We start from the raw sequence: 14,981 nt of genomic DNA, 5'->3' as shown, positions 1-14,981 counted from the left end.
CCGAAATGACTGGAAATTTCCGTGTTTCTGTATACATTGAGTATTCATGAAAACGCCCACGACCGCCTTTCCGCTGAACGCCTGGTATGCCGCCGCCTACGACGTCGAAGTGCGCCATGCGCTGCTGCCACGCACCATCTGCAACCAGAAAGTGGTGCTGTTCCGACGCACCGACGGCGAAGTCGCCGTGCTCGAGGACGCCTGCTGGCACCGGCTGATGCCGCTGTCGCTGGGCCGCCTCGAAGGCGACGAGCTGGTGTGCGGCTACCACGGCCTCGTCTACAACAGCCAGGGCCGCTGCACCCACATGCCGAGCCAGGAAACCCTCAACCCCTCGGCCTGCGTGCGCAGCTTTCCGGTGGTCGAGAAGCACCGCTTCGTTTGGATCTGGCCCGGCGACCCGGCCAAGGCCGACCCGGCGCTGGTGCCCGACATGCACTGGAACGACGACCCGGCATGGGCCGGCGACGGCAAGATGATCCGCGTCCACTGCGACTACCGGCTGGTGGTCGACAACCTCATGGACCTGACGCACGAGACCTTCGTGCACGGTTCGTCCATCGGCAACCGCGAAGTGGCCGAGGCGCCCTTCGTGGCCACGCACGGCGACCGCTCGGCCACCGTCACGCGCTGGATGGAGAACATCGACCCGCCGCCGTTCTGGGGCGGCCAGATCCGCCATGCGCGCGGCTACACCGGCAAGGTCGACCGCTGGCAGATCATCCGTTTCGAAGGCCCGTGCACGGTGAACATCGACGTCGGCGTGGCCGAGGCCGGCAGCGGCGCGGTGCCGAAGAACGGCGACGCGGGCGACCGCAGCAAGGGAGTCAACGGCTACGTGCTCAACACCATCACGCCCGAGACCGACAAGACCTGCCTGTACTTCTGGGCCTTCTCGCGCAACTACTGCCTGGGCGAGCAGCGTCTCACGCACGAGCTGCGCGAAGGCGTCGCGGGCATCTTCCGCGAAGACGAACTGGTGCTCGAGGCGCAGCAGAAAGCCATGGACGAGCACCCCGACCACAAGTTCTACAACCTCAACATCGACGCCGGTTCGATGTGGGCGCGCAAGCTCATCGACCGCATGATCGAGAAGGAAAAGCCCGCGCGCGCCGCCATTCCGATCCACCCCGCCGAGCAGCCGGGCGAGAAGCAGGCCGCATGAGGGCGGCCGTGGTCTCCTCCGCCGCGGAACAGCAGGCCGGCGACAGCGGCAGCTCGCAGGCCGTGAAGGCGCAATTGCGCCTGCGCGAAATGATCCTCGCGGGCGACCTGCCCGGCGGCGCGCGCATTGCCGAAGTGGCCATCTCCGAGCAGCTCGGCGTTTCGCGCACCCCGGTGCGCACCGCGCTGATGCGGCTCGAGCAGGAAGGCCTTCTCGAAGCGCTGCCCAACGGCGGCTACGCGGTGCGTACCTTTTCCGAGCGCGACGTGGCCGATGCCATCGAACTGCGCGGCACGCTCGAAGGCCTGGTGGCCCGCCTCGCGGCCGAGCGCGGCGCCGCGCCGGTGGTGCTGCGCGAGGCGCGCGCCTGCCTCGCGCGCATCGACGAGCTGCTGCGCGAGCCCGCGCTCGACGACGCGGCTTTCTCGCGCTACGTGACGCACAACGAACGCTTCCATGCGCTGCTCTGCGAAATGGCCGGCAGCCCGGTCATCGCGCAGCAACTGGAGCGGGTGGTGAACCTGCCGTTCGCGTCGCCCTCGGGCTTCGTCATCGTGCAGGCGAATTCGCCCGCCGCGCGCGACATGCTCGTGATCGCGCAGGACCAGCACATCCAGGTGCTCGACGCCATCGAGTCCGGCGAAGGCTCGCGCGCCGAGTCGCTGATGCGCGAGCACAGCCGCATCGCGCGGCGCAACCTGCGCGAGGCGCTGCACGGCACGCCGAGCGCCGAGCAGCGCCCGCTGCCGGGCGTGCAGCTGATCCGCCGCCGCGGCTGACTCCTTCCTTTTCCTTCCTTCCTGTTGGTGTTGTTCCCCGATGAAAAGCGATCTTCAATGGATGCAGGCGCAGGTGGTTGCGCTGCGCGACGTGACGCCCACCGTGCGCGAGTTCGAACTGCGCCCCGACGGCGGCTTTGCCGGCGCCTATGAACCCGGCGCCCACCTGCAAGTGCAGGTGATGACGGCGCAGGGCAGGCTGCAGACCCGCTCCTACTCGCTGGTCGGCGAGGGCGACGGCCGCTGCTGGCGCATCGCCGTCAAGCGGCTGGACGACGGCCGCGGCGGATCGCTCGCGATGTGGCGGCTGGCCGTGGGCGACCGGCTGCAGGTCAGCGCGCCGCAGAATCACTTCGCGCTCGACATGTCCGCGCCCGGCTACCTGCTGGTGGCGGGCGGCATCGGCATCACCCCGCTGGTGCTGATGGCGCAGCGGCTGGGCGAGCACGCCCGGCGCGGCGGCGTGCCGGTGAAGATGCTCTACGGCGCGCGTAACGCCGACGAGTTCGGCTATCTCTCGCATCTGCGCGAAGCGCTGGGCGAGGGCGTGGAAGCGCACGAAGGCTCGGCGCCCATCGACTTCGCCGCGGCCATCGACGCGCTGCCGCCCGGCGGCCAGCTCTACACCTGCGGCCCGGTGCCGATGCTCGAGGCGCTCAAGCGCGCCTGGCATGCGGCCGGCCGGCCCATCGCAGACCTGCGCTTCGAGACCTTCGGCAGCAGCGGCCGTCTGGCCACGCAGGCGTTCCAGGTGCGCATTCCGCGCCATGACCTCGCCATCACGGTGCCTGCCGACTGCACGCTGCTCGAGGCGCTGGACGCCGCCGGCGTGCAGACGCTGTCGGACTGCAAGCGCGGCGAGTGCGGCCTGTGCGCCATGGACGTGATCGCCGTCGACGGCGAGATCGACCACCGCGACGTGTTCCTCAGCGCGCACGAAAAAGAGGCAACCACGCGCATCTGCGCCTGCGTGTCACGCGCGGTGGGTACGCTCACGCTCGACTCCGCCTATCGCCCCGACAGCTGATCCCGCCCCGGGCGAAAGCCGTTTTGCGCGATGATCGCGCAGTTCATTTATTGATCGCGCAACAATGCCAGCCTCATGAGGCGGGGTAGGTGAATGCCTGCTGCGCCCTTTGTTGCAAAGTGTTGAAAATAGCCCCGGTTTCGAGTTCCGTCCCTGAAGGAAAAAACATGCAAAGACGCCATCTCATCCAGACCGCAGCCCTGTCGGCGCTCGCGCTTTCAATGTCGCTGGCCAGCGCCCAGGACAACAAGTTCAAGATCGGCCTGATCCTGCCGATGACGGGCCAGTCGGCGTCCACCGGCCGCCAGATCGAAGCCGCCGCGCGCCTGTACATGGCCCAGAACGGCGACACCGTGGCCGGCAAGAAAGTCGAGCTGATCGTCAAGGACGACACCGGCCTGCCCGACGTCACCAAGCGCCTGGCGCAGGAATTGGTGGTGAACGACAAGGTCAACGTGCTGGCCGGCTTCGGCCTGACGCCCCTGGCCCTGGCCGTGGCGCCCATCGCCACCCAGTCGAAGACGCCCGAAGTCGTGATGGCCGCCGCCACGTCGAGCATCACCGAGGCATCGCCCTACATCATCCGTTCGAGCTTCACGCTGCCGCAGGTGTCGGTGGCCATGGGCGACTGGGCGCCGAAGAACGGCGTGAAGACGGTCGTCACGCTGGTGGCCGACTACGGCCCGGGCAACGACGCCGAGAAGTTCTTCAGCGAGCGCTTCCAGCTCAACGGCGGCAAGGTGATCGAGAAGCTGCGCGTGCCGCTGCGCAACCCCGACTTCGCCCCGTTCCTGCAGAAGGTGCGCGACGCGAAGCCCGACGCGCTGTTCGTCTTCGTGCCCTCGGGCGCGGGCGCTGCCGTCATGAAGCAGTTCCTGGAGCGCGGCATGGACAAGGCCGGCATCAAGATGATCGCCACCGGCGACGTGACGGACGACGATCAACTCAACGACATGGGCGACGGCGCGCTGGGCGTGGTCACCTCGCACCACTACTCGGCCGCGCACCCGTCGGCAATGAACAAGAAGTTCGTCGAGGCCTTCGAGAAGGCCAACCCGAAGATGCGCCCCAACTTCATGGCCGTGGGCGGCTATGACGGCATGCGCGTGATCTACGAAGCGCTCAAGGCCACCAAGGGCCAGGGCGGCGGCGAAGCGCTGCTGGCGGCCATGAAGGGCCAGGTCTTCGAGAGCCCGCGCGGCCAGGTGCTGATCGACGCGCAGACGCGCGACATCGTGCAGGACGTGTACCTGCGCAAGGTCGAGAAGAAGGACGGCCAACTCTACAACGTCGAATTCGACGTGATCAAGAGCGTCAAGGACCCCGGCAAAGCCAAGTAAAGGGCTCGCCCCCAGGCTGCGCGCACTTCGTGTCGCTTCGCCTTCCCCCTACCGGGGGCAACACCCGAGGCCCGGCGAAGCCGGTTCCTCGGTGTTTCCCGAAGAGACCGCGAGGCGCGGCAAGTGTTTGAGTAGCTGACATGTTGACCATTCTTTTCGACGGCATCGCCTACGGCATGCTGCTCTTCGTGCTCGCCGTGGGGCTGGCCGTGACGCTCGGGCTGATGAACTTCATCAACCTCGCGCACGGCGCCTTTGCCATGGCCGGCGGATATCTCACGGTGTTTGCCATGCAGAAGCTGGGCGTGCCGTTCCTGGCCTGCCTGCCGCTGGCGTTCATCGTCGTCGCGCTGGCCGGAGCCTTGCTGGAACGCACGCTCTACCGGCCGATGTACGGCAAGCCGCACCTGGACCAGGTGCTCTTTTCCATCGGCCTGGCCTTCATGGCGGTGGCCGCCGTCGACTACTTCGTCGGCTCTTCTCAACAGAACGTGCAGTTGCCCGAATGGCTGCGCGGGCGCACCGAGATCGGCGACGGCGCGCTGCTGCTGGGCATGGGGCACTACCGGCTCTTCATCATCGCGGTCTGCGCGGTGCTGACGGTGGTGCTGCAGCTCATCCTGTCGAAGACGCGCTTCGGCAGCCGGCTGCGCGCGGCGGTCGACGACCCGCGCGTGGCGGCGGGGCTGGGCATCAACGTGAACATCGTGTTCCTGCTGACCTTTGCCGTGGGCTCGGGCCTCGCGGGGTTGGGCGGCGCGCTGGGCGCCGAGATCCTCGGGCTCGACCCGACCTTCCCGCTCAAGTACATGATCTATTTCCTGATCGTGGTTTCGGTCGGCGGCACCTCGTCGATCACCGGGCCGCTGGCGGCCGCGCTGCTGCTCGGCATTGCCGACGTGGCGGGCAAGTACTTCATTCCGAAGATGGGTGCGTTCACCGTCTACCTGCTGATGATCCTGATCCTGATGTGGCGCCCACAGGGCCTGTTCACGCGCAAGGGGGGCCGCTGAATGAGCGCTCCTTCTTCCGCCGCCGATTTCCAGTCGGCCCTGCTGCGCAAGGCGCGCTGGCATCCGCTCGAGTTCGTGGCCTGGGCCGTGGCCTTCGCGCTGCCGCTGGTCATGCCTTCGCATTCGCTGCTGGTCAACGAGATCGCCATCGTCGCGCTGTTCGCGATGTCGCTCGACCTGATCCTGGGCTACACCGGCATCGTGTCGCTGGGCCATGCCGCCTTCTTCGGCTTCGGCGCGTATGCGGCGGCGCTGTTCGCCAAGCTGGTGATGCCCGACCCGACCGTGGGCCTTCTGTTCGCCGTCGTGCTGTCGGCGTTGCTGGGCCTGGTGGCGAGCGTGACCATCCTGCGCGGCAGCGACCTCACGCGGCTGATGGTCACCCTGGGCACGGCGCTGCTGCTGCTCGAACTGGCGAACAAGCTCGACTGGCTGACCGGCGGCGCCGACGGCCTGCAGGGCGTGGTGATGGGCCCGGTGCTCGGCATGTTCGACTTCGACCTGTACGGCCGCACGGCGGCCTGGTATTCGCTGGCCGTGATGCTGGTGCTGTTCCTGCTGATGCGCCGGCTCGTGCATTCGCCGTTCGGCGCCACGCTGAAGGCGATCCGCGACAACCGGCTGCGCGCGATGGCCATCGGCATCCCGGTGGTGCCGCGCCTGGTCACGGTCTACACCGTGGCGGCCGGCGTGGCCGGCGCGGCGGGCGCGCTGCTGGCGCAGACCACCGGCTTCGCATCGCTCGACGTGCTGGCCTTCGACCGCTCGGCCGACGTGCTGCTGATGCTGGTGATCGGCGGCGTGGGCTGGCTCTACGGCGGGGTGGCGGGCGCCATCGTCTTCAAGCTCCTGCAGACCTGGCTGTCGGCGGTGACGCCGCAGTACTGGATGTTCTGGATCGGCCTGATCCTGGTGCTGCTGGTGCTGGTGGGCCGCGACCGCCTGCTGAAACCCTGGACGTGGTTCGGCGCCGGCAGGAAGAAGGGCGGTGCGGCATGAGCGACACCGTGCTCTCCACCCACGGCCTCGTGATGCGCTTCGGCGGCATCACTGCCACCAACAACGTGACGATGGAGCTCAAGCGCGGCGCCCGCCATGCGCTGATCGGCCCCAACGGCGCGGGCAAGACCACGCTCATCAACCAGCTGACGGGCGTGCTCACGCCGACCGAAGGCCGCATCACGCTGCTAGGCGAAGACATCACGAAGCTCGCGCCGCACAAGCGCGTGGCGCGCGGCCTGGTGCGCACATTCCAGATCAACCAGCTTTTCGACTCGATGACGCCGCTGGAAACGCTGGCGCTGGTGGTGTCGCAGCACCAGGGCGCGGGTGCGCAGTGGTGGCGGCCGCTCGGCTCCAGCAAGGCGATCGTCGAACGCGCGACTCAACTGCTCGAGCAGTTCCACCTGAGCGACGTGGCCCGCCAGCAGGTGAAGCACCTGGCCTACGGCAAGCGCCGCCTGCTGGAAATCGCGATCGCCCTGGCCTGCGAGCCGCGCGTGCTGCTGCTCGACGAGCCGGTGGCGGGCGTGCCCGCCGGCGAGCGCGAAGAGCTGCTGCAGACCGTGGCCGCGCTGCCGGCCGACGTGTCGGTGCTGCTGATCGAGCACGACATGGACCTGGTGTTCAGCTTTGCCGACCGCATGACCGTGCTGGTCAACGGCACGCTGCTGACCGAGGGCGACCCCGAAACCATCGCCAACGATCCCAAGGTGAAAGAGGTCTATCTGGGCCACGGAGAAGCTGCCCATGTCTGAGCTGCTGCGAATAGAAAACCTGAGCGCCGGCTACGGCGAGGCCGTGGTGCTGCACGACGTGGCGTTCACGCTGGGCGAAGGCCAGACGCTGGCGCTGCTGGGCCGCAACGGCACCGGCAAGACCACGCTGATCAACACGCTGGCGGGCGCGACGCGCCAGCACGGCGGCAGCATCGCGCTGGGCGGCCAGGCGCTGCACAAGCTGGCGCCGCACCAGCGCGCGGCGGCCGGCATCGGCTGGGTGCCGCAGGAGCGCAACATCTTCAAGTCGCTCACGGTGCACGAGAACCTCACCGCCGTGGAGCGGCCCGGCAAGTGGAACACCCAGCGCGTCTACGAGATGTTCCCGCGTCTTGCCGAGCGCAAGACCAACCTGGGCACGCAGCTCTCCGGCGGCGAGCAGCAGATGCTGGCCGTGGGCCGCGCGCTGGTGCTCAACCCCAGGCTGCTGCTGCTCGACGAGCCGCTCGAGGGGCTCGCGCCCATCATCGTGGAAGAGCTGCTGCGCGCCATCCGCCGCATCACGCAGGACGAGGGGCTGGCCGCGATCATCGTGGAGCAGCATCCGCAGGCGATCCTCGCGATTTCCGACGAGGCGGTGGTGCTGGACCACGGCACCATCGTGCACACCGACTCGGCCGCGGCGCTGCGCGCCCAACCGCAGGTGCTGGACCGGCTGCTGGGCGTCGCGCGCTGAAGCCTCTTCAGATCGCGCAGCCGTCGGGGCCGCACACCGGCGGCGTCGCGGCGGTGTGGGTGGCGGCGGGCTGAGACGCCGCGACCAGCGCGGCGAGCTGCGCCTTCCAGTCTTCGGCGCGGCCCAGCCAGGGGCCGATGTCGATGCGGCCCGCGCGGCCGTCGGCCTGCGTCAGCACGAAGGTCGGAAAACCCTGCCCGCCCGCGCGCTGCAGGAATTGCCGGCTCTCGGCAATGTGCTGCGCAGTCGGCGCGCCCGCGAGGCGATCGAATGCCGCGGCGAAAGCCTCGGCGCCGAGACCGAGTTCGGCCGCCAGTGCCTTCAGCACTCCCACGTCGGCGATGCGCCGGCCTTCCACGTAGTGCGCTTGCTGCAGGCGATGCGCCATGTCCAGCCCGCCGCCGTCGCGCAGCGATTCGGCCGCGAGTACGGCGGTGGTCGGCGGTTCGGAGTCCATCACCGCGCCGGTGTCGCGCAGCAGGCCTTCGAAGTAGTTCTCGCCGAAGGGTTGGCCCGTCATCTCGGCGATGCGGTGGTCGTGCGGCAGCACATAGTCGCGCCACTGGGGCGTGATCTGGCGGCGGTTGGCGCCGGTCATCATGCCGCCGCCGTGGAACTCGACCCTCAGGCCGGGTACGCCGCGCGCCGCGTCGACCAGCGGCGCGGCGGCGTAGCACCAGCCGCACAGCGGGTCGAAGATGTAGTGCAGGGTGGTGCCTTGGTCGGTTGCTGCGTTCATTGCGGCCATTTCATTTCTCCCTTGAAGACCTTGGCGCCGAGTTCCAGCGACGAGGCGTCTTCCAGTTTCGGGTAGCGCTTCTTCATCGCGGCGATGAGCGCGGCCGAGTCCTGGGCCTTGGCAGCCTCGGTCTCGAAAGCCTTGAGGTAGCCGCGCGTGAATTTCACCGACGCGATGGTGTACGGCGCCGAGCCGTCGGCATTCGGCAGGTAGTGGCCGGGCACCACCGTCTTGGGGTGCAGGGCCTGGATGCGGTCCAGCGTCTTGAGCCAGTCGCGGCGCGATTCGGGCGTTTGCGTGTCGGCCACCCACACATGGATGTTGGCCGACACGGGGATGCCGCCGACCACCGCCTTCAGCGAGGGAATCCACGCGAAGCTGCGCTCGGGCGTGGGGCCGTCGAGGCCGACGACCTGGATCTTGCGGCCTTCGAGTTCGAGGCTGTCGCCGGACAGCGCCTCGGGCACCACCAGCGACCTGGGCGCGTTGTCCTTCAGGATCGGGCCCCAGTGCGCGAGCTTGCCGTCCTTCGACGCCTGGATGGCAGCCACCGTCTGCGGCGTGGCGACGATCTTCGCGTCGGGGAAGGCGGCGTGGATCACGTCGAGGCCGAAGTAGTAGTCGGGGTCGCTGTGGCTGATGTAGACCGTGGTGAGCTTCTTGCCCGTGGCCTTGATCTTCTGCACCAGCGCCTCGGCGTCGTTGCGCTGGAACTGCGCGTCGATCAGCACGGCGTCGGTCTGGCCGGTCACGATCTCCGAGGAGACCGGGAACATCGACTTTGCGCCCGGGTTGTAGACGTCGAGCTTGAGCGGTCGGGCGGCCGTTGCGGCCTGCGCGGCCAGCGGGGCGAGGCTCAGGGTAGTGGCGAGGGCGGCGGCGGAGAGTAGGGCTCTGCGGAACATGGTGCGATCTTTCTGTGTGCGGTGAGGGGTGTGACAGCGCTGATGTTTCGAATGTTAGGTTGCGTGAACCGAAACAAAAACCCGACGAACCGCAATGAATCGTTTCCGATTCCGGTCGAATCGGAATCCCGGCGCCCTTATTAGTCCGTCGCGCAGCGCTGCAGATGCGCCACCAGCAACTGCGCCGAGGGCGACAGTGTGGCCTCGTCCCTGAAGCAGATCGCGAACCGCCGGCGCGCCCAGGCATCGGTCAGCGGCATCAGCCGCAGGCCGTAGGCATCGGTGAAGGGCCGCGCCACTTCCGCCGGCACCACGCTGATCGCCAGCCCGGCCCGCACCACGCGCAGCGCGGCGTCGAAGTTCGACACCAGCACCCGGTGCACCAGCGGCTTGCCCGCCACCGCCGCCTCGCGCGCCAGCATCAGCTGCACCGCGCTGAGCGCGGGCATGCCGACGAATTCATGGTCGAGCACGTCCTCGAAGCGCACCTGCGCGTGTTGCGCCACCGGGTGCGACGGATGCGCGACGATGGCCAGGTGGTCGGCGCGGTAGCTGCGCCGCTGCAGGCCTTCGAGGTCGGCCGCGTCCCAGCACAGGCCGATGGAGGCAATGCCTTCGCGGATGCCGCGCACGATCTCCGGGCTCACGCGCTCCTCCATGTCGACGCGGATGTTGCGGTGCGCCGGGTTCTGCAGGAAGCCGGCCACGTCTTCCGCCAGCGATTCGGCCATGACCGACGCCGAAGCCAGGATGCGCACATGCCCGCGCGCGCCGCCGGCATAGGCGGCCATGTCACGCTCGATGCGGTTCACGCTGCCGAGCATGGCGCGGGCGTGCTCCAGCAGGGTCTCGCCGGCCGGCGTCGGCACCACGCCGCGTCGCTTGCGCAGCAGCAGCGGCGTGCCCACCGCCTCTTCAAGCTGCGCCAGCCGCTTGCTGATGGCCGAGCCGACGATGCTGGCCTGCTCGCCCGCGCGCGCGATGCTGTGCGTTTCGCAGACGGAGACGAAGAGGCGGAGGGTGGTCAGGTCGAGGTCGCGCATGGTGTCTCAAGATGTTCCAGTTTGGAAGCGAATCGCTTCCAAAATATACCTTCTGGATCGAATCGGAACTTCTAACATCCGGCCCATACCCTCACGACGGAGACAAAGTCTTGATTCACGCCTTCCTGCCGCCCCGCGCGGTCGTCCGCGAAGTGGGCCTGCGCGACGGCCTCCAGAGCATCGCCCGCGTGCTGCCCACCGAACGCAAGCTCGAATGGATCCGCGACGCCCATGCGGCCGGCCAGCGCGAGATCGAAGTCGGCTCTTTCGTGCCGGCGCACCTGCTGCCGCAACTGGCCGACACCGCCGAACTGCTGGCTTATGCGAAGACGCTGCCGGGCCTGTTCGCCTCGGTGCTGGTGCCCAACCTCAAGGGCGCCGAGCGTGCCATCGCGGGCGAGGCTGACCTGATGATCGTGCCGCTGTCGGCCAGCCATGCGCACAGCCTTGCCAACCTGCGCAAGACGCCGGACGAAGTGGTGGCCGAGGTCGGCCGCATCCGCGCGGCACGCGATGCGGCGGGGTCGAAGACGCTGATCGACGGCGGCGTGGGCACGGCCTTCGGCTGCACGCTGCAGGGCCGTGTCGATCCCGACGAAGTGCTGCGGCTGATGCAGGCGCTGCTCGACGCCGGCGCCGACCGCGTGAGCCTGGCCGACACCGTCGGCTATGCCGATCCGGCGATGGTGCGCAGCCTGTTCGAGCGCGCGCTGCGCATCGCGGGAGACCGGCTGTGGTGCGGCCATTTCCACGACACCCGCGGCATGGGGCTCGCGAACGCGTATGCGGCGCTGGAGGTCGGCATCACGCGTTTCGACGCCTGCCTGGCCGGCATCGGCGGCTGCCCGCACGCGCCCGGCGCCAGCGGCAACGTCGACACGGAGGACCTGGTGTTCATGCTCCAGAGCATGGGCGTCGAGACCGGCGTCGACCTGCCGAAACTGCTCGACCTGCGCCGCCGCGTGGCGGGCTGGCTCGATGGCGAAACGCTGCAGGGCACGGTATGGCGCGCGGGTTTTCCCAAGACCTTTGCCGTGGCCGAGGGAGTCGCCGCATGAGCGCCGCCGAAGAAAAGAAGCGCCTGCCGCTCGCGGGCATCCGCGTGGTCGAGTTCACCCACATGGTCATGGGCCCGACCTGCGGCATGGTGCTCGCGGACCTGGGGGCGGAAGTCATCAAGGTCGAGCCGATCGAGGGCGACCGCACCCGGCACCTGCTGGGCGCGGGCGCGGGCTTCTTTCCCATGTTCAACCGCAACAAGAAGAGCATCGCGCTCGACCTGCGCAACCCCCAGGGGCTGGAAGCCGCGCTGCGCCTGTGCGCCACGGCCGACGTGGTGGCGCAGAACTTCAAGCCCGGCACCATGGACAAGCACGGCCTGGGCTACGCCGCGCTCGGCAAGCTGAACCCGCGCCTCGTGTACGTCAACCACACCGGCTTCCTGCCCGGCCCCTACGAGCACCGCACCGCGCTCGACGAGGTGGTGCAGATGATGGGCGGGCTGGCCTACATGACCGGGCGCCCGGGCGATCCGCTGCGCGCAGGCACCAGCGTGAACGACATCATGGGCGGCATGTTCGGCGCCATCGGCGCCATTGCCGCGCTGATGCAGCGCGCCGAGACCGGCAAGGGGCAGGAAGTGCAGTCCGCGCTGTTCGAGAACAACGTGTTCCTGGTCGGCCAGCACATGCTGCAGTACGCCATCACCGGCCAGGCCGCCGCGCCGATGCCCGAACGCATCTCGGCGTGGGCGCTGTACGACGTGTTCACGGTGAAAGACGGCGAGCAGATCTTCCTGGCCGCGGTGAGCGACGCGCAATGGAAGACGTTCTGCGACGCGCTGGGCTTCGACGACCTGAAGGCCGACGCCGCCCTGCAGACGAACAACGAGCGCGTGCGTGCGCGGCCCACCTTGCTGGCCGACTTGCGCGAGCGGCTGGCCGGGCGTTCGGCGTCGGAACTGTCGGCCATCTTCGAGGCCAACGGCCTGCCTTTCGCGCCGATCACGCGGCCCGAAGACCTCTATGCCGATCCGCACCTCCAGGCCACCGGCGGCCTCGTGGACATCCGCCTGCCGGACGGCGAGCGTGCCGGCGAAATGGCGCAGACCACGCTGTTCCCGATCACGCTCGGCGGCGAGCGCCTGGGCGTGCGCATGCACCCGCCGACGCTGGGCGAGCACACCCGCGAACTGCTGGCCGAGCTGGGCTATGCGCGCGAGCAGGTCGATGAACTGCTTGCGGGCTCGGCGGTGGCCTGATCCACGCGCCGGCGCGAATTTTCAAAACCATAAAGAGAGACAAAGCCATGAGCGACAAGACATTCCTCCCGATGAACCGCCGTTCGGTGCTGGGCCTCGGCGCCTGCGCCGCGGCGGTGGCCGCATGCCCGGCGCTCGCGCAGGGCTCGGACAAGCCGATCCGCTTCATCCTGCCGATCAGCGCCGGCTCCGGCGTCGACACCATCGTGCGCGCGGCGGCGCCCGCGCTCGGCAAGGCCTTCGGCCAGCCCGTGGTGATCGAGAACCTGCCGGGCGCCGGCGGCATCACCGGCGCGGCGGCCATCGTCAAGGCCGCGCCCGACGGGCTCACGCTGGGCATGGTGTCGAACAACCACGTCATCAACCCGGCGGTGTTCAAGAAGATGCCATTCGACGCGATCACCGACATCACGCCGATCAGCGTGGTGGGCGCCACGCCGCTCGTGTTGGTGGCCAACCCGAAGCTGCCCGCAAAGAACGTGCAGGAGCTGATCGCGCTGCTGCGCGCCAAGCCCGGCGGCTACAACTACGCGTCGTCGGGCAACGGCACCATCATTCACCTGGCCGGCGAGATGTTCATGGACGAGGCCGGCGTGAAGGCGCGGCACATCCCGTACAAGGGCACGGGCCCGATGGTCACGGACATGATCGGCGGGCAGGTCGAGATGGGCGTGGTGTCGTTGCCAGCGGTGCAGCCGCACATCAAGAGCGGCGCGCTGCGCGCCATCGGCCTGTGCGGCGCCACGCGTTCGCCGGCCGCGCCGGACATCGCGACCATCGCGGAGCAGGGGCTGCCCAACTACGCGGTCGAAGGCTGGTTCGCGGTGATCGGGCCGGCGAAGATGCAGGCTGCCGACGTGCAGCGTGTGCACGACGCGGTGGCGGCGGCCTTTACCAGCGCCGAGGTGAAAGAGGCAATGGACAAGCAGGGCAACGCCATCAAGCCCACCACGCCCGCGCAGGCCGCGGCGTATTTCCGCAGCGAGGCGGCGCGATACGCGGCGCTGGTGAAGAAGGCGAACGTCGTCCTGGAATGAAGGATTCGCTCCTTCCCCTTCCGGGGGAAGGCTGGGATGGGGGCAGGCAGAGCGTCTGCAATGGGCGCCGCTTTGGGCAATGCATCAGGGCCTAGGCCGGACCGACCGCGCGGTAGAGCGCCCGCACGAAATCCGACTGCGTGATCATTCCCGTCAGGCGCTTCTCGTCGTCGATGATCGGGATGTGGTGATGCCCGCCTTCGGAGAACAGCGGCACCAGGTCGACCACCGGCCGGTCGGCGCTGGCCACGCGCACCTGGCGCGTCATGATCTGGCCGACCACTTCGGGCTTGTTCGACATCACGGTGCGCGTGGCACGGATCAGCTCGCGCAGCCTGCCCGCGATGCCGTCGTGGTGCTGCAGGTCGAGCTGGCGGAAGAAGTCGGCCTGCGTGACGATGCCGACCACGCGGCGCGTGCGGTCCGTGACCGGCAGGGCCTTGATGCGGCGTTCGTGCATCAGCGCCCAGGCCTCCTGCAGCGGCGTGCCGAACTCCACCGAGACGGGCTCGCGCGACATGATGTCGGCGCAATGCAGCGTGCCGAGGCGGCGCTTGTACGACTCCAGCTCGGTCTGCTGGATCAACGATTCGAGGTCGTCGCGGCTGATGTCCAGCACCTGGTTGTAGCGGGCCAGCACGGCGTCGATGTCGGCCTGGCTGAAACGCGCGTCGGCGGCCGGCGGGCGCGCGACCTGCACATGCGGATAGCGCCGGCCGGTGAGGGTGTTGTAGAGAACGCCCGCCAGCACCAGCAGCAGCGAGTTGGTGAAGAAGGGAAACAGCGCGGACGAGAAATGCGTGGTGTGCGTCAGCACCGCGAGCAGCGCCGCGGCGCCGCCGGGCGGGTGCAGGCAGCGCGCGCCGAACATGAGCGCGACGGCCAGTGCCACGGCCACGGCTGCGGCGATGGTCGGCTCGGGAATCCAGCTGGCGCAGGCGATGCCCACCACCGCCGACAGCGTGTTGCCGCCGATCACCGGCCAGGGCTGCGCCAGCGGGCTGGCCGGCACCGCGAACACCAGCACCGCGCTGGCGCCCAGCGGCGCGATCAGCCAGACGCTTGCGTGCAGCGGACCTGCCAGCCAGTGCGACAGCAGCGCCGCCGCCAGCAGGCCGAGGCCCGCGCCGGCCACTGCGCGCAGACGTTCGCGCGCATCGACGGTGGTGCGTGCCGGCAGCCAGGCGCGCGCGTGGGCCAGCAGGGCGTCGAACCGCAT

Annotated in this window: 14 protein-coding genes and 1 pseudogene; 11 read left to right on the top strand and 4 right to left on the bottom strand. The window is 68.8% G+C overall.

The features are described 5' to 3' along the window. The first annotated feature begins 46 nt into the window (after nucleotides 1-46). The 8 genes from AC1RVW_RS06955 to AC1RVW_RS06920 all read left to right on the top strand — a co-directional run bounded on the left by AC1RVW_RS06955 (nucleotide 47) and on the right by AC1RVW_RS06920 (nucleotide 7,778). A complete protein-coding gene (locus AC1RVW_RS06955; RefSeq protein WP_106933843.1) occupies nucleotides 47-1,165 on the top strand; it encodes an aromatic ring-hydroxylating dioxygenase subunit alpha in 1,119 nt (372 codons plus the stop codon). Continuing rightward, entirely contained in the window at nucleotides 1,162-1,944 is a 783-nt protein-coding gene (locus AC1RVW_RS06950) for a GntR family transcriptional regulator (RefSeq protein ID WP_493198878.1), read from the top strand. Before AC1RVW_RS06955 ends, AC1RVW_RS06950 begins: the two co-directional genes overlap by 4 nt. A 40-nt stretch (nucleotides 1,945-1,984) precedes the next feature. Further along, nucleotides 1,985-2,971 (top strand): PDR/VanB family oxidoreductase, encoded by a 987-nt coding sequence (locus AC1RVW_RS06945; protein WP_106933845.1) that lies wholly within the window; start codon nucleotides 1,985-1,987, stop codon nucleotides 2,969-2,971. A 167-nt stretch (nucleotides 2,972-3,138) separates the two neighbouring features. Further along, nucleotides 3,139-4,311, top strand: a complete 1,173-nt coding sequence (locus AC1RVW_RS06940; protein WP_285414466.1) for an ABC transporter substrate-binding protein — start codon at nucleotides 3,139-3,141, stop codon at nucleotides 4,309-4,311. A gap of 140 nt (nucleotides 4,312-4,451) precedes the next feature. Beyond that, complete coding sequence (locus AC1RVW_RS06935) at nucleotides 4,452-5,324, top strand: branched-chain amino acid ABC transporter permease (protein ID WP_081268628.1); 873 nt, start codon at nucleotides 4,452-4,454, stop codon at nucleotides 5,322-5,324. Further along, nucleotides 5,325-6,323 (top strand): branched-chain amino acid ABC transporter permease, encoded by a 999-nt coding sequence (locus AC1RVW_RS06930; protein ID WP_285414467.1) that lies wholly within the window; start codon nucleotides 5,325-5,327, stop codon nucleotides 6,321-6,323. Further along, complete coding sequence (locus tag AC1RVW_RS06925; protein WP_081268630.1) at nucleotides 6,320-7,081, top strand: ABC transporter ATP-binding protein; 762 nt, start codon at nucleotides 6,320-6,322, stop codon at nucleotides 7,079-7,081. The genes AC1RVW_RS06930 and AC1RVW_RS06925 overlap by 4 nt, the downstream gene beginning before the upstream one ends. After that, nucleotides 7,074-7,778: an ABC transporter ATP-binding protein gene (locus AC1RVW_RS06920; RefSeq protein WP_106933848.1), complete on the top strand. Its 705-nt coding sequence runs from the start codon at nucleotides 7,074-7,076 to the stop codon at nucleotides 7,776-7,778. Before AC1RVW_RS06925 ends, AC1RVW_RS06920 begins: the two co-directional genes overlap by 8 nt. A 7-nt stretch (nucleotides 7,779-7,785) precedes the next feature. Here the strand turns inward: AC1RVW_RS06920 and AC1RVW_RS06915 are convergent, their stop codons facing one another. The 3 genes and pseudogenes from AC1RVW_RS06915 to AC1RVW_RS06905 all read right to left on the bottom strand — a co-directional run bounded on the left by AC1RVW_RS06915 (nucleotide 7,786) and on the right by AC1RVW_RS06905 (nucleotide 10,465). Further along, nucleotides 7,786-8,526, bottom strand: a complete 741-nt coding sequence (locus AC1RVW_RS06915; RefSeq protein WP_493198873.1) for a DsbA family protein — start codon at nucleotides 8,524-8,526, stop codon at nucleotides 7,786-7,788. After that, nucleotides 8,520-9,422: pseudogene (locus tag AC1RVW_RS06910) on the bottom strand (MBL fold metallo-hydrolase); the annotation flags it as partial. The pseudogene AC1RVW_RS06910 and the gene AC1RVW_RS06915, both read right to left, overlap by 7 nt. 140 nt (nucleotides 9,423-9,562) lie before the next feature. Beyond that, nucleotides 9,563-10,465 carry a LysR family transcriptional regulator gene (locus tag AC1RVW_RS06905; protein ID WP_081268634.1) on the bottom strand — a complete coding sequence of 301 codons (903 nt, stop codon included), beginning with the start codon at nucleotides 10,463-10,465 and terminating at the stop codon, nucleotides 9,563-9,565. 110 nt (nucleotides 10,466-10,575) lie between these two features. Here AC1RVW_RS06905 and AC1RVW_RS06900 point away from each other — a divergent pair, with 110 nt between their 5' ends. From AC1RVW_RS06900 to AC1RVW_RS06890, 3 genes are read left to right on the top strand one after another with little or no spacing between them, the layout of a single operon-like run. Continuing rightward, nucleotides 10,576-11,523, top strand: a complete 948-nt coding sequence (locus AC1RVW_RS06900; RefSeq protein WP_493198871.1) for a hydroxymethylglutaryl-CoA lyase — start codon at nucleotides 10,576-10,578, stop codon at nucleotides 11,521-11,523. Then, nucleotides 11,520-12,725: a CaiB/BaiF CoA transferase family protein gene (locus tag AC1RVW_RS06895; RefSeq protein ID WP_493198869.1), complete on the top strand. Its 1,206-nt coding sequence runs from the start codon at nucleotides 11,520-11,522 to the stop codon at nucleotides 12,723-12,725. The genes AC1RVW_RS06900 and AC1RVW_RS06895 overlap by 4 nt, the downstream gene beginning before the upstream one ends. Before the next feature lie 47 nt (nucleotides 12,726-12,772). After that, the gene (locus AC1RVW_RS06890) at nucleotides 12,773-13,762 is read left to right on the top strand and encodes a tripartite tricarboxylate transporter substrate binding protein (RefSeq protein ID WP_493198867.1); all 990 of its coding nucleotides are present in this window, start codon (nucleotides 12,773-12,775) and stop codon (nucleotides 13,760-13,762) included. Between the two features lie 91 nt (nucleotides 13,763-13,853). Here AC1RVW_RS06890 and AC1RVW_RS06885 read toward each other — a convergent pair whose 3' ends face one another. Then, complete coding sequence (locus AC1RVW_RS06885) at nucleotides 13,854-14,981, bottom strand: HPP family protein (protein WP_493198866.1); 1,128 nt, start codon at nucleotides 14,979-14,981, stop codon at nucleotides 13,854-13,856.

The organism is Variovorax sp. MPBD4-3 (assembly GCF_058809745.1).
The sequence above is the reverse complement of the archived record's forward strand: the minus strand, read 5'-3'. Positions and strand labels throughout refer to the sequence as shown.

Coding starts and splice junctions, on each gene's coding strand:
- AC1RVW_RS06955 (WP_106933843.1), top strand. CDS start 47: ATGAAAACGCCCACGACCGCCTTTCCGCTGAACGCCTGGTATGCCGCC.
- AC1RVW_RS06950 (WP_493198878.1), top strand. CDS start 1,162: ATGAGGGCGGCCGTGGTCTCCTCCGCCGCGGAACAGCAGGCCGGCGAC.
- AC1RVW_RS06945 (WP_106933845.1), top strand. CDS start 1,985: ATGAAAAGCGATCTTCAATGGATGCAGGCGCAGGTGGTTGCGCTGCGC.
- AC1RVW_RS06940 (WP_285414466.1), top strand. CDS start 3,139: ATGCAAAGACGCCATCTCATCCAGACCGCAGCCCTGTCGGCGCTCGCG.
- AC1RVW_RS06935 (WP_081268628.1), top strand. CDS start 4,452: ATGTTGACCATTCTTTTCGACGGCATCGCCTACGGCATGCTGCTCTTC.
- AC1RVW_RS06930 (WP_285414467.1), top strand. CDS start 5,325: ATGAGCGCTCCTTCTTCCGCCGCCGATTTCCAGTCGGCCCTGCTGCGC.
- AC1RVW_RS06925 (WP_081268630.1), top strand. CDS start 6,320: ATGAGCGACACCGTGCTCTCCACCCACGGCCTCGTGATGCGCTTCGGC.
- AC1RVW_RS06920 (WP_106933848.1), top strand. CDS start 7,074: ATGTCTGAGCTGCTGCGAATAGAAAACCTGAGCGCCGGCTACGGCGAG.
- AC1RVW_RS06915 (WP_493198873.1), bottom strand. CDS start 8,526: ATGGCCGCAATGAACGCAGCAACCGACCAAGGCACCACCCTGCACTAC.
- AC1RVW_RS06905 (WP_081268634.1), bottom strand. CDS start 10,465: ATGCGCGACCTCGACCTGACCACCCTCCGCCTCTTCGTCTCCGTCTGC.
- AC1RVW_RS06895 (WP_493198869.1), top strand. CDS start 11,520: ATGAGCGCCGCCGAAGAAAAGAAGCGCCTGCCGCTCGCGGGCATCCGC.
- AC1RVW_RS06890 (WP_493198867.1), top strand. CDS start 12,773: ATGAGCGACAAGACATTCCTCCCGATGAACCGCCGTTCGGTGCTGGGC.
- AC1RVW_RS06885 (WP_493198866.1), bottom strand. CDS start 14,981: ATGCGGTTCGACGCCCTGCTGGCCCACGCGCGCGCCTGGCTGCCGGCA.